Origin of the sequence: Pseudomonas berkeleyensis (assembly GCF_014109765.1) — a bacterium.
Lineage (GTDB): Bacteria > Pseudomonadota > Gammaproteobacteria > Pseudomonadales > Pseudomonadaceae > Aquipseudomonas > Aquipseudomonas berkeleyensis.
In genome coordinates this window covers 4,966,310-4,984,229 of record NZ_CP059139.1, presented here as the reverse complement: position 1 = coordinate 4,984,229, position 17,920 = coordinate 4,966,310, and the positions used below count along the sequence as shown (strand labels likewise).

Sequence of the window (17,920 nt, the reverse complement as noted above, 5' to 3'; positions counted from 1 at the left end):
CATCCACCCTACGCCCGAAGACTCAGATCACCGAGGGCCCGAGCATGAGCCGCACCCCCGATACCTGGATTCTCACCGCCCACTGCCCGAGCGTGCTCGGTACCGTGGATGCGGTGACGCGCTTTCTCTTCGAGCAGCGCTGCTACGTCACCGAGCACCACAGTTTCGATGACCGGCTGTCGTCGCGTTTCTTCATTCGCGTCGAGTTTCGCCAGCCTGACGGATTCGACGAGGCGGCCTTCCGCGCCGGCGTGGCCGAGCGCCTGGCCCCCTTCGACATGCAGGTCGAACTGACCCCGCCGGGCTACTGCGCCAAGGTGGTGCTGATGGTGTCCAAGGCCGACCATTGCCTTAATGATCTGCTTTATCGCCAGCGCATCGGCCAGTTGGCCATGGACGTGGTGGCGGTGGTGTCCAACCACCCGGATCTCGAACCGCTGGCGCGTTGGCACGGCATTCCCTACCACCATTTCCCGCTCGATCCGGCCGACAAGCCGGCGCAGGAGCGCAAGGTGCTGCAGGTGATCGAGGACACCGGCGCGGAGCTGGTGGTGCTCGCTCGCTACATGCAGGTGCTGTCGCCCGAGCTGTGCCGCCGGCTGGACGGCTGGGCGATCAATATCCACCACTCGCTGCTGCCTGGCTTCAAAGGCGCCAAGCCTTATCACCAGGCCTACCAGAAGGGCGTCAAGCTGGTCGGCGCCACGGCGCACTACATCAACAACGACCTCGACGAGGGGCCGATCATCGCCCAGGGCGTGGAGGCGGTGGATCACGCGCACTACCCGGAAGACCTGATCGCCAAGGGTCGTGACATCGAGTGTCTGACCCTGGCCCGCGCGGTCGGTTATCACATCGAGCGTCGGGTGTTCCTCAACGCCAACCGTACGGTGGTGCTTAACGCCTGAATGCATCGTCCACTCGAGAATTGGTGGGCTAAAGCGGAACGCCGCTCGGCCCACCCTACGGTAATCACCTCACTCGTAGGGTGCGCCGCGCGCACCAGGGATCAACGCAAGAACATCGGTGCGCATGGCGCACCCTACGGGAACCGCCCTGCCAGGCTTTACCGGCGGTGACCGGCAACAGACGAAAGAAGCTCCAGTGCAAGGCCGCGCGGCCCATCGGTCGCGTCTTGTGTCCACAACAAGAAAGGAGAGTTACGTATGTCTGGTAATCGTGGTGTGGTTTATCTCGGTACGGGCAAGGTCGAAGTACAGAAGATCGACTACCCGAAAATGCAGGACCCGCGCGGCAAAAAGATCGAGCACGGGGTCATCCTGAAAGTCGTCTCCACCAACATCTGCGGCTCCGATCAGCACATGGTGCGCGGTCGTACCACCGCACAGGTCGGCCTGGTGCTGGGTCACGAGATCACCGGTGAGGTGATCGAGAAGGGCCGCGATGTCGAGCGCCTGCAGATCGGCGATCTGGTTTCCGTTCCCTTCAACGTCGCCTGTGGCCGCTGCCGCTCCTGCAAGGAACAGCACACCGGTGTGTGCCTGACCGTCAACCCGGCGCGCGCCGGCGGTGCCTACGGCTACGTCGATATGGGTGACTGGACCGGCGGCCAGGCCGAATACGTGCTGGTGCCCTACGCCGACTTCAACCTGCTCAAGCTGCCGGATCGCGACAAGGCCATGGAGAAGATCCGCGACCTGACCTGCCTGTCCGACATTCTGCCCACCGGTTATCACGGTGCGGTCACTGCAGGCGTTGGCCCTGGCAGCACGGTGTATATCGCCGGTGCCGGCCCGGTCGGTTTGGCCGCCGCTGCGTCGGCGCGTCTGCTCGGTGCTGCGGTGGTGATCGTCGGTGACGTCAACCCAACGCGCCTGGCGCATGCCAAGGCTCAGGGTTTCGAAATCGCCGACCTGTCCAAGGACACCCCGCTGCACGAGCAGATCGCCGAACTGCTGGGCGAGCCGGAAGTGGATTGCGCAGTCGATGCCGTGGGCTTCGAAGCCCGTGGCCACGGCCATGCCGGTGCCCAGCAGGAAGCGCCTGCCACGGTGCTCAACTCGCTGATGGGTGTCGTACGCGTAGCCGGCAAGATCGGTATTCCCGGCCTCTACGTGACCGAAGATCCGGGCGCGGTGGATGCGGCGGCGAAGATCGGCTCCCTGAGCATCCGCTTCGGCCTCGGCTGGGCCAAGTCGCACAGCTTCCACACCGGCCAGACCCCGGTGATGAAGTACAACCGTGCGCTGATGCAGGCCATCATGTGGGATCGCATCAACATCGCCGAAGTGGTCGGTGTGCAGGTCATCAGCCTGGACGACGCGCCGCGCGGTTACGGCGAGTTCGATGCCGGTGTGCCGAAGAAATTCGTTATCGACCCGCACAAGACCTTCATCGCTGCATGAGTGTAAAGCGCAGCCCAGGTGGCTCCGGGCTGCGTTCGTTTCACGGCATGGGCGCAGTGCTTGCGCCTCTTTTTGGGGAGCCTGCGGGTTCCCCTTTTCTTTGCCTGGTGAAGTTGCGAGGCGTTCTGCAGGGTGTTCTGGGGGCGCTTAGGCTGTGCGCATCGATCCATCAATTATGAGCATGGCGCCATCCCGGATTGCATCCGGGCTACAGGTGAGCATCACGGCTGAAGCCACCCCCACAATGGCATTTCCGTGTTCACCTCCAGGCACGCATGCGCCAGGTTATTGCAGCCCGTACTTCTTCACCTTGTCGAACAGCGTGGTCTTGGCCAGGCCCAGTGCCTGGGCTGCCTGGCTGAGGTTGCCAGCGTGACGCTCCAGCGCTGCGCCCAGCAGGTTGCGCTCGAAGGCTTCCACCGCTTCGTTGAAACCCAGTGCGTGGCTGTCAGCCTGGCCGCTTTTCTTGAATACCGGCAGGCCCAGGGCGAAACGCTCGGCAACGTTGCGCAGCTCACGCACGTTGCCCGGCCAGTCGTGTGCGGTCAGGGCCGCCAGGGTGTGGCGATCCAGTTCCGGCACTGCGCGGTCGAAGCGCAGCGCGGCCAGTTGCAGGAAGTGTTCGAACAGCAGGGCGATGTCTTCGCGACGTTCGCGCAGCGGCGGCAGCTCCAGGGTCACCACGTTGAGCCGGTAGTACAGGTCGCTGCGAAACTCGCCGCGCTTGCCCAGCTCGTCGAGGTCGGACTTGGTGGCGGCGATCACCCGGCAGTCGACCTCGATCGACTGGTTCGAGCCGAGGCGTTCCAGGCTGTGTTCCTGCAGCACGCGCAGCAGTTTGATCTGCAGGCCCAGCGGCATGCTCTCGATCTCGTCGAGAAACAGGCTGCCACCGTCGGCGTGTTCGATCTTGCCGATGCGCCGCTTGCCGGCGCCGGTGAAGGCATGTGCCTCGTGGCCGAAAATCTCGCTTTCGAACAGGCTCTCCGGCAGGCCGCCGCAGTTGAGGGCGACGAACTGCTTGCTCTGCCGGCGGCTGAAATCGTGCAGGCAGCGGGCGACCAGCTCCTTGCCGGTGCCGGTCTCGCCTTCGATCAGCACGTTGGCGTTGGTGTCGGCGACGTTGGCGATCAGCTCGCGCAGTTGCTGCATGGCCGGCGAGCGGCCGATGATGCGCTGCTCCAGTGCCTGACGCCCGGCCAACTGGCGGCGCAGGGCACTGACCTCGCGGGCCAGGCTGCGTTGCTCCAGGGCGCGGCGGGCGACGTCGACCAGGCGCTCGGGGGAGAAGGGCTTTTCCATGAAGTCGTAGGCCCCGTCGCGCATCGCGCCAACGGCCATGCCGATATCGCCGTGGCCGGTGATCAGCACTACCGGCAGGCGTGCGTCGCGCTGCTTGAGGCGGGTCAGCAGTTCCAGGCCATCGATGCCGGGCAGGCGAATGTCGCTGATGACGATGCCGGCGAAATCTTCGTCGACCCGTTGCAGAGCTTCTTCGGCGCTGCCCACGCCGATGCTGTCGATGTCTTCCAGAGCCAGCGCCTGCTGGCAGCCGAGCAGCACATGGGGATCGTCTTCGACGATCAGGACGGTCAGGCTGTCGCTCATGGTTGCGGCTCTCGTGGGTAGGGCAGGGTGAGCACGAATGCGGTGCCGCCTTCGTCGGGATGGCGCACGGTCAGGCTGCCACCGGCGGCGGCTGCCAGGCTGGCGGAAAGGGTCAGGCCGAGGCCGAGGCCTTGCTCACCGGGTTTGGTGGTGAAGAACGGCTCGAACAGGTGTGCGCGGGTTTCCGGGGCAATGCCAGGGCCATTGTCGCGCACTTCCAGGCGATAGCAATCGGCTTCGGCGCTGCCACTCAGCCACAGCTGGCGGTCGACCTGATCGCGCATGGCATCGAGGGCGTTGGAGATCAGGTTGACCAGAATCTGCTCCAGACGAATCTGTTCGATGGCCAGGCGCACGTCGTCCTGCTCGGGGTGCAGATAGTCACGATGGATCGTCATGCTGGTGCGTTGCAGGCGCGGGTGCAGGAGCAGCACCGCCGCGTCCACGGCCTGGCCCAACGAGGCCTCGCCACTATCTCCCGCGCGGCGGGCGAAGGCGCGCAGGCTGCCGGTGATCTTGCCCATGCGATCGACCAGTTCGCCGATGTTCTGCAGGTTGCTGCTGGCGACATCCAGCGCGCCACGCTGGAGGAAGCGCACGGTGTTGCCGGACAGCGTACGCAGCGCCGCCAGCGGCTGGTTCAGTTCATGGGCGATGCTGGTCGACATCTGCCCGATCACTGCCAGTTTGCCAGCTTGCACCAGTTCATCCTGGGCCTTGCGCAGGGTGGTCTCGGCCTGCTCGCGTTCGCGCACCTCGGCTTGCAGGCGCTCGTTGCTGGCCTGCAGGTCGGCGGTGCGCTCGGCGATCTTGCGTTCCAGCTCGTCGTTGGCGGCCTGCAGTGCTTCGCGGGCGGCCAGGCGCGTGGCGATGACCTTGCGCCGCTCGTTCCAGGCAATCAGCAGGAACGCCAGCAGCGCCGCCGCCACGGCCGCCAGCATGCCGTGAATCATGGCGGCGCTGCGTTGTTCCTGTAGCGGGCTGAGCAGGGTCAGGTGCCAGGGCGTGTCTTCCAGGCGGCGAGTTTGCAGCAGGTAATTGGTTGGCGTGCCAGCGGTGGCGAAGCTGACCTGCTCGATGCCGTCGTCCAGTGGCGAGCGGTTGAACAGCTGCAGTTCCTCCAGCGCGGCCCAGTGGTATTGCAGGCTGCGTGCCAGGCGCTCCTTGGTCGCATCATCGAGTGGGCGTACGGCCTTGAGGCGCACCATCGGATCACTGGCGAGGATGATGATGCCGTTCTCGTCGCTGACGTAGGCTTCCAGCAGGGCGCGCTGCCAGCGCTCTTCGAGGGCATCGAGGCGTACCTTGACCACCGCCACGCCGATGATGCGCTTGCCGTCGCGCAAACCGTGGGCCAGGTAGTAGCCAGGCTCGCCCGTGGTGCTGCCGATACCGTAGAAGCGGCCGGGGCGACCTTCGATGGCGTCCTGGTAGTAGGCACGGAACGACAGGTCTTCGCCGAGGTAGCTGTCGGCTTGCTCCCAGTTGCTGGTGGCGATCACCCGGCCATCCGGGTCGAGCACGTAGATGGCCAGGCTGCCGCTGCGTTCGTTGAGGCCGGCCAGGTACTGGTTGACGTGATGCCGACGATAGGCCGTGGGCGCCAGCAGCAGGCGCGAGACGTTGCCTTCCAGCTCCAGCAGGCTGGGCAGGTAGGTGTATTTGGTGATTTCGCTTTCGACGGCGCGGGCGTTGAGCTCCAGTTGGCGCTCACCGTTTTCGGCCAGGGCGCGGATACCGGCGCGGTCGCTGATGTGGTAGCCGGCGTAGCCACAGCCGAGCACCAGCAGCAGGAACAGGAGGATCAGTGACAGATGGCGGAGCAGGCGCGGTTTCACGATCAGGTCGGCGCGAGGGCTGATGGACAGGCATTGCATCATAGTCCTCCCCAGGCTGACCAGTTGCTCGACGCGTAGGGTGCGCCATGTGCACCGGCTGTGGTGCGTTGGCATTGGTGCGCACGGCGCACCCTAGCTGTGCGGTCAGTGCTGGAGGATTTTCGCCAGGAACTGCTGAGCACGATCGGAGCGGGCGTTGATGTCGCCGAAGAATTCCTCCTTCGGGCAGTCTTCGACGATCTGTCCGGCGTCCATGAAGATCACCCGGTCGGCGACCTTGCGTGCGAAGCCCATCTCGTGGGTCACGCACATCATGGTCATGCCTTCATGAGCCAGTTGCACCATGACGTCGAGCACTTCGTTGACCATCTCCGGGTCGAGCGCCGAGGTCGGCTCATCGAACAGCATCACCACCGGATCCATGGCCAGGGCACGGGCGATGGCCACGCGCTGCTGCTGACCGCCGGAGAGCTGGCCCGGGTGCTTGTGCGCGTGGGCGGACAGGCCAACGCGGTCGAGCAGAGCCAGACCCTTCTTGGTGGCTTCTTCCTTGCTGCGGCCGAGCACCTTGATCTGGGCGATGGTCAGGTTCTCGGTGATGGTCAGGTGCGGGAACAGCTCGAAGTGCTGGAACACCATGCCGACGCGCGAACGCAGCTTGGGCAGGTTGGTCTTCTTGTCGGCAATCGAGGTGCCGTCGACCACGATGTCGCCCTTCTGGAAGGGCTCCAACGCGTTGACGCACTTGATCAGAGTCGACTTGCCCGAGCCGGACGGCCCGCACACCACGACCACTTCGCCCTTCTTCACCTCGGTGCTGCAATCGGTCAGCACCTGGAAGTCCCCGTACCACTTGTTGACGTTCTGGATGGAAATCATACGGCTAACCTTTTTTGCAGGAGCTTGACCAGGCGCGAGGCGGCGAAGCTGATGGTGAAGTAGACCAAACCGGCGAAAATCAGAAACTCATGGGGCTGGCCCAGAATGTCGCCACGCGAGCGTGCGGCATTGAGGAAGTCCATCAGGCCCACGGTGTACACCAGCGAGGTGTCCTGGAACAGGATGATGCTCTGTTGCAGCAGCAGCGGGGTCATCTTGCGGAAGGCCTGCGGCAGGATGATCATGCGCATGCTCTGCCCATAGGTCATGCCGAGAGCCGAGGCAGCGCCCATCTGGCCCTTGGGAATGGCCTGGATGCCGGCCCGCACGATCTCGCAGAAGTAGGCCGCCTCGAACATCACGAAGGCCACCAGGCACGAGCTGAACGCGCCTACGGGCGTGTCCTCGCCGGTGATCCAGCGCAGGATGAACGGCACCGCGAAGTAGAACCAGGTGATCACCAGCAGCAGCGGGATCGAGCGGAAGTAGTTGACGTAAGTGGCGGCGATGTTCGACAGCAGCTTGCTGTGCGACAGGCGCATCAGGGCCAGCACGGTGCCCAGGGCCATGCCGCCGATGATGCCCAGGGCCATCAGCTGCAGGGTCATCGCCATGCCTTCCCACAGGCCCGGCAGGGCGGGGATGATTTCGCTGAAATCCATCATTTACCCCCTACGGAGATCAGGCCGGGCACGGCGACTTTCTTCTCGATCATGCGCATGATCATCATCAGGCTCATGTTCAAGGTGAAGTAGATCAGCGTGGCCAGGGTGAAGGCTTCGAACAGGTTGGCGCTGAACTCGGCGGTCTGCTTGGTTTGCGCCAGCAGTTCCATCAGGCCGATCAGCGATGCCACCGAGGAGTTCTTGAAGATATTGAGGAACTCGCTGGTAAGCGGCGGAATGATGATGCGAAACGCCTGCGGCAACAGCACGTTCTTGTAGATCTGCGGCAGGCGGAAGCCCATGGCGTAGGCCGCGGCGGTCTGACCCTTGGGCAGCGCCTCGATACCGGTGCGCACCTGCTCGCAGACCCGCGCCGCGGTGAACAGGCCGAGGCACACCACCACCGACAGGTAGGCCGAGGTGGCCGGGTTGAGATCCTGCTTGAACCACAGCTCCAGCGGCTCGGGCAGCAGATCCGGCACCAGGAAGTACCAGAGGAACAGCTGCACCAGCAACGGTACGTTGCGGAAGATTTCCACGTAGGCGGTCGCCAGGCCGGACAGCCAGCGGTTCGGCAGGGTACGCATGACGCCGAGCAGCGAGCCCAGCGCCAGGGCGATGATCCAGCCAGCCAGGGCGATGGCGATGGTCCAGCCCAGGCCGGTGATAAACCAGTCCAGGTAGGTCTCGCTGCCGATGCCGGTGGACTTGAAGTAGATACCCCAGTCCCAGTTGTAATTCATTACGGTCTTCCCCTCTGCTGAGGAAAGGATCTGCTGCGCGTCGGCCCTGCTGCGTTGCTACGACCAACGGGAATAACAGCCGTAGGCTGGCCCGGAGGGTGAACAACGCGAGTCAAGCAGGCTCTGGTTCGCAAGATCTTGAATACGTTTACGGTGGCGAAGGCTGAGAGCGGGCAATGGTTGCCCATATCCGCCTGGGCGGACGGTCTCGGCTTCGTCAGGAATTAGGTTGGGGAAGCCGCTGACTTCCCCGGAGTCCCCGCGCCGTCACGCCTTGTGAGCGTGGCGGCGCATCACCGTCAAATCTGTTCTGCGGATTTGTCGGTCGGGTTGGCGATCAGCTTCTTCAGCTCGTCGCTCATGGGGAAATTCAGGTTCAGGCCCTTCGGTGGGACGGGCTGCTGGAACCACTTGGTGTAGATGTCGTTGATCTCGCCGGAAGCGAAGGTGTCGCTGATGGCCTTGTCGACCACTTTCTTGAAGCCGGCGTCACCCTTGCGCACCATGCAGCCGTAGATCTCGAAGGACTGCGGCGTGCCGACCACGGCCCAGTCGTCCGGCTTCTTGGCCTTGGCCATTTCGCCGGCGAGCAGGGCGTCGTCCATCATGAAGGCGACGGCGCGGTTGGATTCGAGCATCAGGAAGGACTCGCCGTGATCCTTGGCGGAAATCACGTTCATGCCCATCTTCTTCTCGGCGTTCATCGACTTGATCAGGCGCTCGGAAGTGGTGCCAGCGGTGGTCACCACGTTCTTGCCCTTCAGGTCTTCGAAATCGTTGATGCCGCTGGTCTTCTTGGCCAGCAGGCGGGTGCCCACCTCGAAGATGCCAACGGAGAAATCGACCTGCTGCTGGCGCTCGATGTTGTTGGTGGTGGAGCCGCACTCCAGATCGACGGTGCCGTTCTGCACCAGCGGAATACGGGTCTGCGAGGTGACCAGGTTGTAGCGCACCTTGAGGTCGGGCATGCCCAGTTCCTGCTTCAGCGCTTCGACCACTTTCAGTTGCAGGTCGTGGGAATAACCGATCGGCTGACGGGAGTTGTCGCCGTAGTAGGAGAAGGGGATGGAGGAGTCGCGGTGGCCCAGGGTGATGGTGCCGGAGTCCTTGATCTTCTTCAGGGTGCCGGTCAGTTCTTCGGCCATGGTCGGGGTGGAGATGATGGCGGCGGCAATGGCGGCGCCCAGTACACGGTGGAGAGTACGCATCTGTCGAATCCTCGATGTTGTTGTTTTCTGCGGGCGCTCGCTGGCGCTTTGCGTCTTCGGAAGTCTTTCGCATTCCTGTCGAGGTAAGAGCAGGTTGTGTGCCAGCCTTTATTTTTGATTTAAGTAATTGATTTATAAGGATTTAATTTTAATTTGAGAAGAGAGTTTGTTCGGCCTAGCGAATGCCGCCCGGTGTGGCGTTCGGAAACCCGAACGAGATGCCCGCTCGTAGGGTGCGCTGTGCGCACCGCCTCACGATCACAGGTGGCAATGGCCGGCCAAAGGCAGAAATGGCCAGTCGCGCTGTGGATCTGCAGTCTGCTCAATTGGTGGGCTGGCGGCGCTCCGCTTCATCCCACCATTGCAACTGCCATTGCCAGAAAGGCTGATCGCGCTTGCCCGTTACCGCTCAGTCTGTCCGCGCAGCTGTTCGATACGCGCATCCTTGTCCCGCCACAACTGGCTGACCCAGTCCTGCATCTGCTGGCGGAACGCCGGGTCGTTCTGGTAATCGCCCTGCCACAACGTCGGGTCGAGTTCGCGTGTCTGGATATCGATGATCACCTTGGGCACCTGGCCGCTGAGCAACGCCCAGAAGCCCGGCACATGCTTGTCGGGGTAAACCAGGGTGACGTCCAGTACCGCGTCGATCTGCTCGCCCAGGGCGGCCAGAACGAAAGCCACACCGCCGGCTTTGGGCTTGAGCAGGTAGCGGTAGGGGGATTGCTGCTGAGCCTGCTTGGCGGGCGTGAAGCGAGTGCCTTCGAGGAAGTTGACCACGGTTACCGGCAAGCGCTTGAATTTCTCGCAGGCGGCCTTGGTGATTTCCAGATCCTTGCCTTGCATATGCGGGTTCTTTTTCAGGAAGGCTTTGGAGTAGCGCTTCATGAAGGGGTAATCCAGCGCCCAGAACGCCAGGCCGAGAAAGGGCACCCAGATCAGTTCCTGCTTGAGGAAGAACTTGAAGTAGGGCGTCTTGCGATTGAACGCCTGCACCAGGGCCGGAATGTCGACCCATGACTGGTGATTGCTGATCACCAGGTAGGAGCTGTCGCTGCGCAGTTCGGCGTTACCACGGATGTCCCAGCGCGTTGGCGTGAGCAGGGCGAAGATGCGCTTGCAGTTCTCGGCCCAGAACTCGGCCACCCACATCACGCCGCGTGAGCAGGCATCGCGTGCGCCTTGCCCGGGCAGGATGAACTTGCCGAGGGCGATCAGCAGCAGCGGCCCGATCAGGATCAGGGTATTGGCGAGCAGTAGAACGATGTTGGCAAGGCCGGTCAGCAGAGGGCGCATGTCGACTCCATGGCGGGCGGTGAAGCGTCATCTTATGCAAGCGCGGCGCTTTGCTCAAAACACCAGGGGCTGGCCTATTGCCAGGTTAAGGTCTATATGCCAATGATCGTCGCCACGGACACCTGTCCAGGGAAGGCGCTCTCACCTGCCGGTATACATCATGCTCAAGCGGATCGCCGTCGCTGATCTACGCGTCGGAATGTTCATTCAGGAGTTTTGCGGATCCTGGATGGATCATCCTTTCTGGAAGTCCAAATTTCTCCTCAACTCCGAAAAAGATCTCGCTCGTATTCGCGACAGTGCAATCAGTGAATTGTGGATCGACGTCAGCAAGGGCAGCGATGTCGCCGCCGGTGTGCAGGCTGCCAGCGAGGCCGAGGTTGAGTGCGAGGCGCAGGCGCGACTGTTGGCTGCCATCGAGCCACCCAAGGTCAAGACATTATCGCTGGAGCAGGAACTGCAGCAGGCTGTGAAGCTCTGTGCCCGCTCCAAGCAGGCGGTAATGGCCATGTTCAGCGATGCGCGCATGGGCCAGGCGCTGCAGTTCGAACAGGCCGAGTCGCTGGTCGAGGAGATTTCCGATTCGGTAATGCGCCATCCCAATGCGCTGATCAGCCTGGCACGGCTCAAGCACGCCAACGAATACACCTACATGCACTCGGTGGCAGTCTGCGCCTTGATGATCGCTCTGGCGCGTCAGCTCGGCCTGCCCGAGGCGGCAGTGCGCGAGGCCGGATTGGCCGGGCTGCTGCATGACATCGGCAAGATGGCGGTGCCGCAAGCGCTGCTGGACAAGCCAGGCAAACTCACCGATACCGAGTTCGCCACGGTGCGCCGCCACCCGGAAGAGGGCGGCAGCATTCTCATCGCCAGCAAGCAGGTCAGTGCGCTGGTGCTGGACGTCTGCCTGCACCATCACGAGAAAGTCGATGGCAGTGGTTATCCGCATCACCTGCAGGGTGACCAGATCAGCCTGCTGGCGAAGATGGGCGCGGTCTGCGACGTGTACGACGCCATCACTTCCAATCGCCCGTACAAGCAGGGCTGGGATCCGGCCGAGTCGATCCGCAAGATGGCCGAATGGAAAGGCCATTTCGACGAGCTGGTGTTCCAGGCCTTCGTCAAGACCGTCGGCATCTATCCGGTCGGGGCGCTGGTGCGCCTGCAAAGTGGTCGCCTGGCGGTGGTGCTGGAGCAGAATCCCAAGGCGTTGCTGGCACCGAGGGTCAAGGTGTTCTTCTCGGCCAAGTCACGCATGCCGTTACCGCAGGCGGTGGTCGACCTGAGCAAGCCAGGTATCGAGGATCGCATCGTCGGCCGCGAGCCGGCAGAGGAGTGGGGGTTCGAGCGGCTCGATGAGTTGTGGAGCGGGCTTTCCCTGGAGGGGCAGGGGCGTTAGCCACGCAGCACCCTGTAATCCTTTTTCGGGAACATGCCGCGCTCGCCACAGTCGGAAGTGCGGTCAACCTGAGCATGAGGATTCTTCCGTGAAATACGCCCTGCTTCTACTGGCCGCCGCTATCAGTATGCCGACGTTGGCCGATGAGCAGCCCGACCTGTATGGCCGCTACGAATTGATCAAACTCCCCGCCCTGGGGCAGACCCTCAAGGCCAAGATGGATACTGGCGCCATGACCGCTTCGTTGTCGGCCAAGGACATCGAACCGTTCAAACGCGATGGCGAGGATTGGGTGCGCTTCCGCCTGGCTGTCGAGGGTGCCGAAGACACGCTTTACGAACACCCGCTGGTGCGCATCGCCGAAATCAAGAAACGCGCCGAAGAGGCGGGTGACTCGGCCCCGCAGGAAGTGGCCTATTCACAGCGTCCGGTGATCGAGATGCCGATCTGCCTGGGTGATGAGGAGCGCACGATCGAGGTCAACCTGACCGACCGCAGTACGTTCAGCTATCCCCTGCTGATTGGCGCCAGCGCCATGCGCGATCTTGGTGCGGCGGTGAACCCCGCCGAGCGCTACACCCGCGACCGTCCCCAATGCTGAGTTAATTGTCGCATTTCGGAAAAGGCTGATACTCATTGGCCATTACACTCGACGAGAGTGTCCCGTAGCGACTTCCCTGACTCTGGGGGCGACGGGCCTGCTTTTTGCTTTTAGCAATTCTTTGTTGCCTGCCATCCCTGGCGGCAACCCTACGGGCCGTCGCGGAGCGACGTCAAAAATTGCTCCAGGCAATTTTTTGCCAGGCCAGTAGGCCCAACAGGTCGCTGAGGTGTCGCCATGACAGGAGTACTCAAGCCGGGTGTACGGCTGCTCCAGCGTTTCGGTTTTGCCCACAAATTCCAGCTGGTGTTTCTGCTGTTCGCATTGCCGCTTGGCTATGCCTTGTGGGTGATCAGCAACGATTACCTGGCGCGGCTGCAGTCCGTCGACCAGGAGGTCGAGGGCGCCCAGGCGCTCGAGCGGATGGCCCAGGTGCAGCAGGAGCTGATTGCCCAGCGCACCCTGCTGGCGCGCTGGAAGGGCACCGAGAAAGCTGCAGAGGGGCTGCTGCAGCAGCGCGAAGCGCAGCTCGACGAAGCCTTGCAGAAGGCCGCCGAACCGCTGCAGAGCAAGCTGGTCAGTGACGAGGCGCGCCAGCATTTCCAGGCGCTGCAAGGTGAGCGTGACAGTCTGCGCGCGGCCGGCCTGGCCAAGGTGGCACTGCCCGATGCGCTGGAGCGTTACCAGAAAGCACTGCTCTATCTGATCGCACTGCGTGAGCAGGTGGCGACCGACAGCGCGCTGATTCTCGATCCGCGCCTCGATACCTACCTGATGATGGAGCAGATCACCTACATCATGCCGCGTCTGCTCGAGCAGCTCGGCACGTTCGCCGCCCAGGGCCATGGTGCGGTTGTCTCGCAGCATTTCACCCTGCAAAGTCGGGTGCTGATCCGCGACCTGCGTCGCAGCCTCGATGAGCAGCGGGCGCAACTGGTCAAGGCGCAGACCACCCTGTCGCGCGAGGCACCGCAGGCCATGCGCCAGCTGAGTGCGCCGTTCGAGGCCTCGCTCAAGGCTTTCGACGAATTTCTCCAGCAGATCGATCGCGACATGTTCGAAGCCAGCCCCATGGCGCTGACCCCCGAGCAGTTCGTGCAGCGGGTCGAGACCCTGGAGACGCAGTTGCAGGCGCTGCAACAGGCGCTCTATCAGCAGTTCTCCGCCAGCCTCGGGCACTACCGGCAGCAGGCGTTGCAATCGATGACCGAGGTGATCGGTGCCTTCGTCGTGCTGGCCCTGCTGGCGATGTACCTGCTGATGTGCCTGAATGCCTCGATCCGCATCAGCACCAGCAACATCATCGAAGCTGCGCGAGGGCTACTTGACGGTGACCTGCGTGTGCGCATGGAAGTCAGCGGCCGCGATGATCTGGCCGCCATCGCCCAGGCACTGAATACCGCGGTCGAGCAGATGCGCCAGTCGCTGCAGGGCGTCAATCAGGAAAGCCAGCAGCTCGATGGCACGGTAAAACTGCTCGGTGGCCAGGCGCGCGATGCGCTGGATGCGGTCGAGCAGCAACAGGCGCAGATGAGCCAGATCGCTACCGCGGCCACGCAGATGGCGGCCACCGCGCAAAGCGTGGCGCAGAGCTGCGAGCAGGCTGCCGTCGAAGCGCAGCAGACTCGCGAGGTGGCGCTGGGCAGCAACCAGCGTAGCGAGCGCACCAGTGCCAGCATGCGCCAGCTCAGCAGTCGCCTGAGCGACAGTGCCGAAGCGTTGCAGCAGTTGCGCGAACAAACCCAGCAGATCAACCGAGTGGTCGAAGTGATCAAGGGCATCGCCGAGCAGACCAACCTGCTGGCGCTCAATGCCGCCATCGAAGCGGCGCGTGCCGGCGAGGCCGGGCGTGGTTTTGCCGTGGTTGCCGACGAGGTGCGCTCGCTGTCCAAGCGCACCCAGGATTCCACTCAGGAAATCGCCCAGACCGTGGACGATCTGCAGCGCGTGGTTGGCCAGTCGGTGACCTTGATGGAGAGTGCCTGCAAGCAGGCTGATGGCGATATCGGTAGCGTGCTGGCCATGAGTGATGACCTGCAGGCCATCGTCGACTCGGTGCAACGCGTCACCGATCGCCTGGCGCAGATCGCTACTGCCGCCGAGCAGCAGGCAGCCACGGCCGATGAGGTCAGTGGCAATATCCAGCAGGTGGATCAGGCTGCCGGACAATTGCTCGACGGTGCCCAGGCGGTGAGCAGCGCTGCCGAGCAGTTGCGTCGGGGCAGTGAGGGGCTGGCGCAGAATACCCGGCGCTTCAGGCTGGACTGAAAGGTTGCTGGCCAGTGACCACGCTGGGTTGAGGCCGGGTTGGCCAAATCGGTTGCCTTGGCGTCGCTCCAAGGCTGACCGTTCGGCGTAACTCTGCTATAGCTCTGTCCTGCGTTCGTCCGTTGTTTGTCGAAGGCCTCACCTTAAAAGAACAAGCAGGAACCCCAGTATGAAGACCGTCGCCGAGATTCTCCGTAACAAGCCAAACGCCTATGTCTACAGCGTCGACATCGATGATTCCCTGCTGGTGGGGTTGCAGGTCATGGCCGAGAAGGGCGTGGGGGCTCTGGTGGTGTTGTCCGGCGGTCGCCTGGCGGGGATCGTCAGCGAGCGCGACTACGTGCGTAAGGTCGCCCTGGCCGAGCGCTCGATGCTCAGTGCCAAGGTCAGCGAAATCATGACCCGCGAGGTCATCAGCGTCGGCCCGCGTGACACCCTGCAGAGCTGCCTGGAACTGATGACCGAACGTCGCCTGCGCCACCTGCCGGTGCTGGCCGAGGGCGAACTGATCGGCCTGCTGTCCATTGGTGACCTGGTCAAGGAAACCATCGCCGAACAGGCCGACCTGATTCGCCAGCTGGAGCAGTACATCCGCGGCGAGATTCCGTAAGGCCTGTTCTCAGTGAGTAGTCCGGATGCAATCCGGGAAATCGCGCCACCTATTCCCCGGATTGCATCCGGGCTACGAGGCCAGCCACTGTAGGAGCGGATTTATCCGCGAAATCGCGGTGTAACTGCGGGCGACTACTGCGTGCAGGCACGCTTAGGCCGGTTTGACGTCAGTGTCCCGTAGGGCGGGTGAAACCCGCCAATACCTCACTGGCGGGTTTCACCCGCCCTACGGCTATCCCTCGCTTGACGCTGGCCCCCGTGCTCGGCAGTCTCCCGCAGTCGAATTCCAGGTGCAGGACGCCCGATGCCGCAGATACTGATAGTCGAAGACGAAGCCGCGATTGCCGATACGCTGGTCTATGCCCTGCAGGCCGAAGGCTTCGTCACGCAGTGGACGAGCCTCGGCGGCGAGGCGCTGACGCTATTGGAGAACGGCGCTTTCGACCTGGCCATCCTCGACGTTGGCCTGCCCGATATCAGCGGCTTCGAAGTCTGCAAGCGCCTGCGCCGTTTTTCCGAGGTGCCGGTGATCTTCCTTACCGCGCGCAGCGAGGAGATCGACCGCGTGGTGGGCCTGGAAATCGGGGCCGACGACTACGTGGTCAAACCTTTCAGCCCGCGTGAGGTGGCCGCTCGGGTCAAGGCCATCCTCAAGCGCGTCGCACCACGTGAAACGCCGGCCGCCAGCGCGCCGAGCGTCTTCCAGATCGACGATGCGGCCTTTCGCATTCACTACCACGGTCAGGCACTGAGCCTGACCCGTCACGAATTTCGCCTGCTGCGCACGCTGCTCGGCCAGCCGCGCCGGGTCTATTCCCGTGAGCAGTTGCTCGATGCCCTCGGTGTGGCCAGCGAGGCCGGCTACGAGCGCAATATCGACAGCCATATCAAGAGCCTGCGCGCCAAGCTGCGCGTCATCGCCCCTGCCGAAGAGCCGATCCAGACCCATCGTGGTCTCGGCTACAGCTACGAGCCGGAGATCTGAGTCATGCCGCTTGGCGTGCGCATCTTCCTCGTCTACTTCCTCTTCGTCGGCCTGGCCGGCTGGTTCGTGCTGAGCACGGTGATGGACGAGATTCGTCCCGGCGTACGCCAGAGCACCGAGGAAACCCTGGTCGATACCGCCAACCTGCTGGCCGAGATTCTGCGCGACGAGGTCAAGGCCGGCACGCTTGGCCAGGGCCGCCTGCACGAGGCGCTGGAGGCTTATGGCCGGCGTCAGCCGCAGGCCAGTATCTGGGGGCTGACCAAGGCCGAGGTCAACCACCGCATCTACGTCACCGACGCCCAGGGCATCGTCCTGCTCGACTCCACCGGGCTGGCGGTCGGCCAGGACTACTCGCGCTGGAACGATGTGCTGCTGACCCTGCGTGGCCAGTACGGCGCCCGTTCGACCCGTGAAGACCCGAACGACTCCGATTCTTCGGTGATGTATGTCGCTGCGCCGATCAAGGATGGCGAGCAGATCATCGGCGTGGTGTCGGTGGCCAAGCCCAATCGCACTCTGCAGCCCTATATCGAGCGTTCGCAGACGCGCCTGGGTTGGCTCGGCGCGGGGCTGATCGGTCTTGGCCTGCTGATCGGTGCGCTGCTGTCCTGGTGGCTGAGTGCGGCGCTGGGCAAGCTGACTCGCTATGCCCAGGCGGTCAGTGAGGGACAACGTGCCGAGGCACCGAACGTGCGCGGCGGTGAGCTGGGCCAGTTGGCCAAGGCGGTGGAACGCATGCGCACCGAGCTGGAAGGCAAGGCCTATGTGGAGCGCTACGTACACACCCTGACCCACGAACTGAAGAGCCCGCTGGCGGCCATTCGCGGTGCCGCCGAACTGCTCGAAGGCGATATGCCGGCCGAGCAGCGCCAGCGCTTCGTGGGCAATATCCAGCAGGAAAGCGCGCGTCTGCAGAACCTGATCGAGCGGTTGCTGCACCTGGCCCAGGTGGAGCAACGCCAGGGCCTGGAAGAGCGCATCGCCGTGCCCTTGGCACCCTTGGTCGAGGAACTGCTGGAGGCGCAACAGGCACGGATCACGGCGGGTGCTCTGCAGATCGAGCAGGCTCTACCGGCAGGGCTGAAGGTTCTGGGCGAGCGCTTTCTGCTACGCCAGGCGCTGGCCAATCTGCTGGATAACGCACTGGATTTCACGCCTACTGGCGGCTTGATCCGTATCACCGCCGAGCGCCAGGGCGAGCAGGTGCTGCTGCGCCTGTTCAACCAGGGCGAAGCCATTCCCGACTATGCGCTGGCCCGTCTGACCGAACGCTTCTATTCCCTGGCCCGACCCCATGGCGGGCGCAAGAGCACCGGGTTGGGGCTCAACTTTGTGCAGGAGGTGGTTGATCTGCATGGTGGTGAATTTCAGATCGGGAATGTCGAGGGTGGTGTGGAAGTGCGGCTGACGTTGCCAGGTACATAAGCAACGTAGGATGGGTAGAGCAGA

General features: G+C 63.3%; 15 protein-coding genes. 8 read left to right on the top strand and 7 right to left on the bottom strand.

The genetic code is table 11. The features are described 5' to 3' along the window. Positions 1 to 44: 44 nt before the first annotated feature. A complete protein-coding gene (purU, locus tag HS968_RS23230; protein ID WP_182368868.1) occupies positions 45 to 908 on the top strand; it encodes a formyltetrahydrofolate deformylase in 864 nt (287 codons plus the stop codon). Positions 909 to 1,166: 258 nt separating this feature from the next. Then, complete coding sequence (gene fdhA, locus HS968_RS23225; protein WP_182368867.1) at positions 1,167 to 2,366, top strand: formaldehyde dehydrogenase, glutathione-independent; 1,200 nt, start codon at positions 1,167 to 1,169, stop codon at positions 2,364 to 2,366. Between the two features lie 285 nt (positions 2,367 to 2,651). Here fdhA and aauR read toward each other — a convergent pair whose 3' ends face one another. The 7 genes from aauR to HS968_RS23190 all read right to left on the bottom strand — a co-directional run bounded on the left by aauR (position 2,652) and on the right by HS968_RS23190 (position 10,603). Next, positions 2,652 to 3,926, bottom strand: coding sequence for a two-component response regulator AauR (gene aauR, locus HS968_RS23220; protein ID WP_238338979.1), 1,275 nt, complete (start codon positions 3,924 to 3,926; stop codon positions 2,652 to 2,654). A 44-nt stretch (positions 3,927 to 3,970) separates the two neighbouring features. After that, positions 3,971 to 5,854, bottom strand: a complete 1,884-nt coding sequence (locus HS968_RS23215; RefSeq protein ID WP_182368864.1) for a sensor histidine kinase — start codon at positions 5,852 to 5,854, stop codon at positions 3,971 to 3,973. 102 nt (positions 5,855 to 5,956) lie between these two features. Further along, on the bottom strand, positions 5,957 to 6,691 hold the full coding sequence (locus tag HS968_RS23210) for an amino acid ABC transporter ATP-binding protein (RefSeq protein WP_106738512.1): 735 nt from the start codon (positions 6,689 to 6,691) through the stop codon (positions 5,957 to 5,959). Then, on the bottom strand, positions 6,688 to 7,356 hold the full coding sequence (locus tag HS968_RS23205) for an amino acid ABC transporter permease (protein WP_182368863.1): 669 nt from the start codon (positions 7,354 to 7,356) through the stop codon (positions 6,688 to 6,690). The genes HS968_RS23210 and HS968_RS23205 overlap by 4 nt, the downstream gene beginning before the upstream one ends. Further along, positions 7,353 to 8,099 (bottom strand): amino acid ABC transporter permease, encoded by a 747-nt coding sequence (locus HS968_RS23200; RefSeq protein ID WP_119694248.1) that lies wholly within the window; start codon positions 8,097 to 8,099, stop codon positions 7,353 to 7,355. The genes HS968_RS23205 and HS968_RS23200 overlap by 4 nt, the downstream gene beginning before the upstream one ends. Positions 8,100 to 8,398: 299 nt before the next feature. Further along, on the bottom strand, positions 8,399 to 9,307 hold the full coding sequence (locus HS968_RS23195) for a glutamate/aspartate ABC transporter substrate-binding protein (protein ID WP_182368862.1): 909 nt from the start codon (positions 9,305 to 9,307) through the stop codon (positions 8,399 to 8,401). Positions 9,308 to 9,709: 402 nt separating this feature from the next. Next, entirely contained in the window at positions 9,710 to 10,603 is an 894-nt protein-coding gene (locus HS968_RS23190; RefSeq protein WP_182368860.1) for an acyltransferase, read from the bottom strand. 160 nt (positions 10,604 to 10,763) lie between these two features. Here HS968_RS23190 and HS968_RS23185 point away from each other — a divergent pair, with 160 nt between their 5' ends. The 6 genes from HS968_RS23185 to creC all read left to right on the top strand — a co-directional run bounded on the left by HS968_RS23185 (position 10,764) and on the right by creC (position 17,896). Then, entirely contained in the window at positions 10,764 to 12,002 is a 1,239-nt protein-coding gene (locus HS968_RS23185; RefSeq protein ID WP_182368859.1) for an HD-GYP domain-containing protein, read from the top strand. Positions 12,003 to 12,090: 88 nt separating this feature from the next. Continuing rightward, complete coding sequence (gene rloA2 / locus HS968_RS23180; RefSeq protein WP_179622812.1) at positions 12,091 to 12,603, top strand: retropepsin-like aspartic peptidase RloA2; 513 nt, start codon at positions 12,091 to 12,093, stop codon at positions 12,601 to 12,603. Positions 12,604 to 12,840: 237 nt separating this feature from the next. Further along, positions 12,841 to 14,871, top strand: coding sequence for a methyl-accepting chemotaxis protein (locus HS968_RS23175; protein ID WP_182368858.1), 2,031 nt, complete (start codon positions 12,841 to 12,843; stop codon positions 14,869 to 14,871). Positions 14,872 to 15,040: 169 nt separating this feature from the next. Continuing rightward, the gene (locus tag HS968_RS23170; RefSeq protein ID WP_106738520.1) at positions 15,041 to 15,481 is read left to right on the top strand and encodes a CBS domain-containing protein; all 441 of its coding nucleotides are present in this window, start codon (positions 15,041 to 15,043) and stop codon (positions 15,479 to 15,481) included. A gap of 306 nt (positions 15,482 to 15,787) precedes the next feature. Continuing rightward, a complete protein-coding gene (gene creB, locus HS968_RS23165; RefSeq protein ID WP_182368857.1) occupies positions 15,788 to 16,468 on the top strand; it encodes a two-component system response regulator CreB in 681 nt (226 codons plus the stop codon). A 3-nt stretch (positions 16,469 to 16,471) separates the two neighbouring features. Then, on the top strand, positions 16,472 to 17,896 hold the full coding sequence (gene creC, locus HS968_RS23160) for a two-component system sensor histidine kinase CreC (protein WP_182368855.1): 1,425 nt from the start codon (positions 16,472 to 16,474) through the stop codon (positions 17,894 to 17,896). Positions 17,897 to 17,920 lie beyond the last annotated feature (24 nt).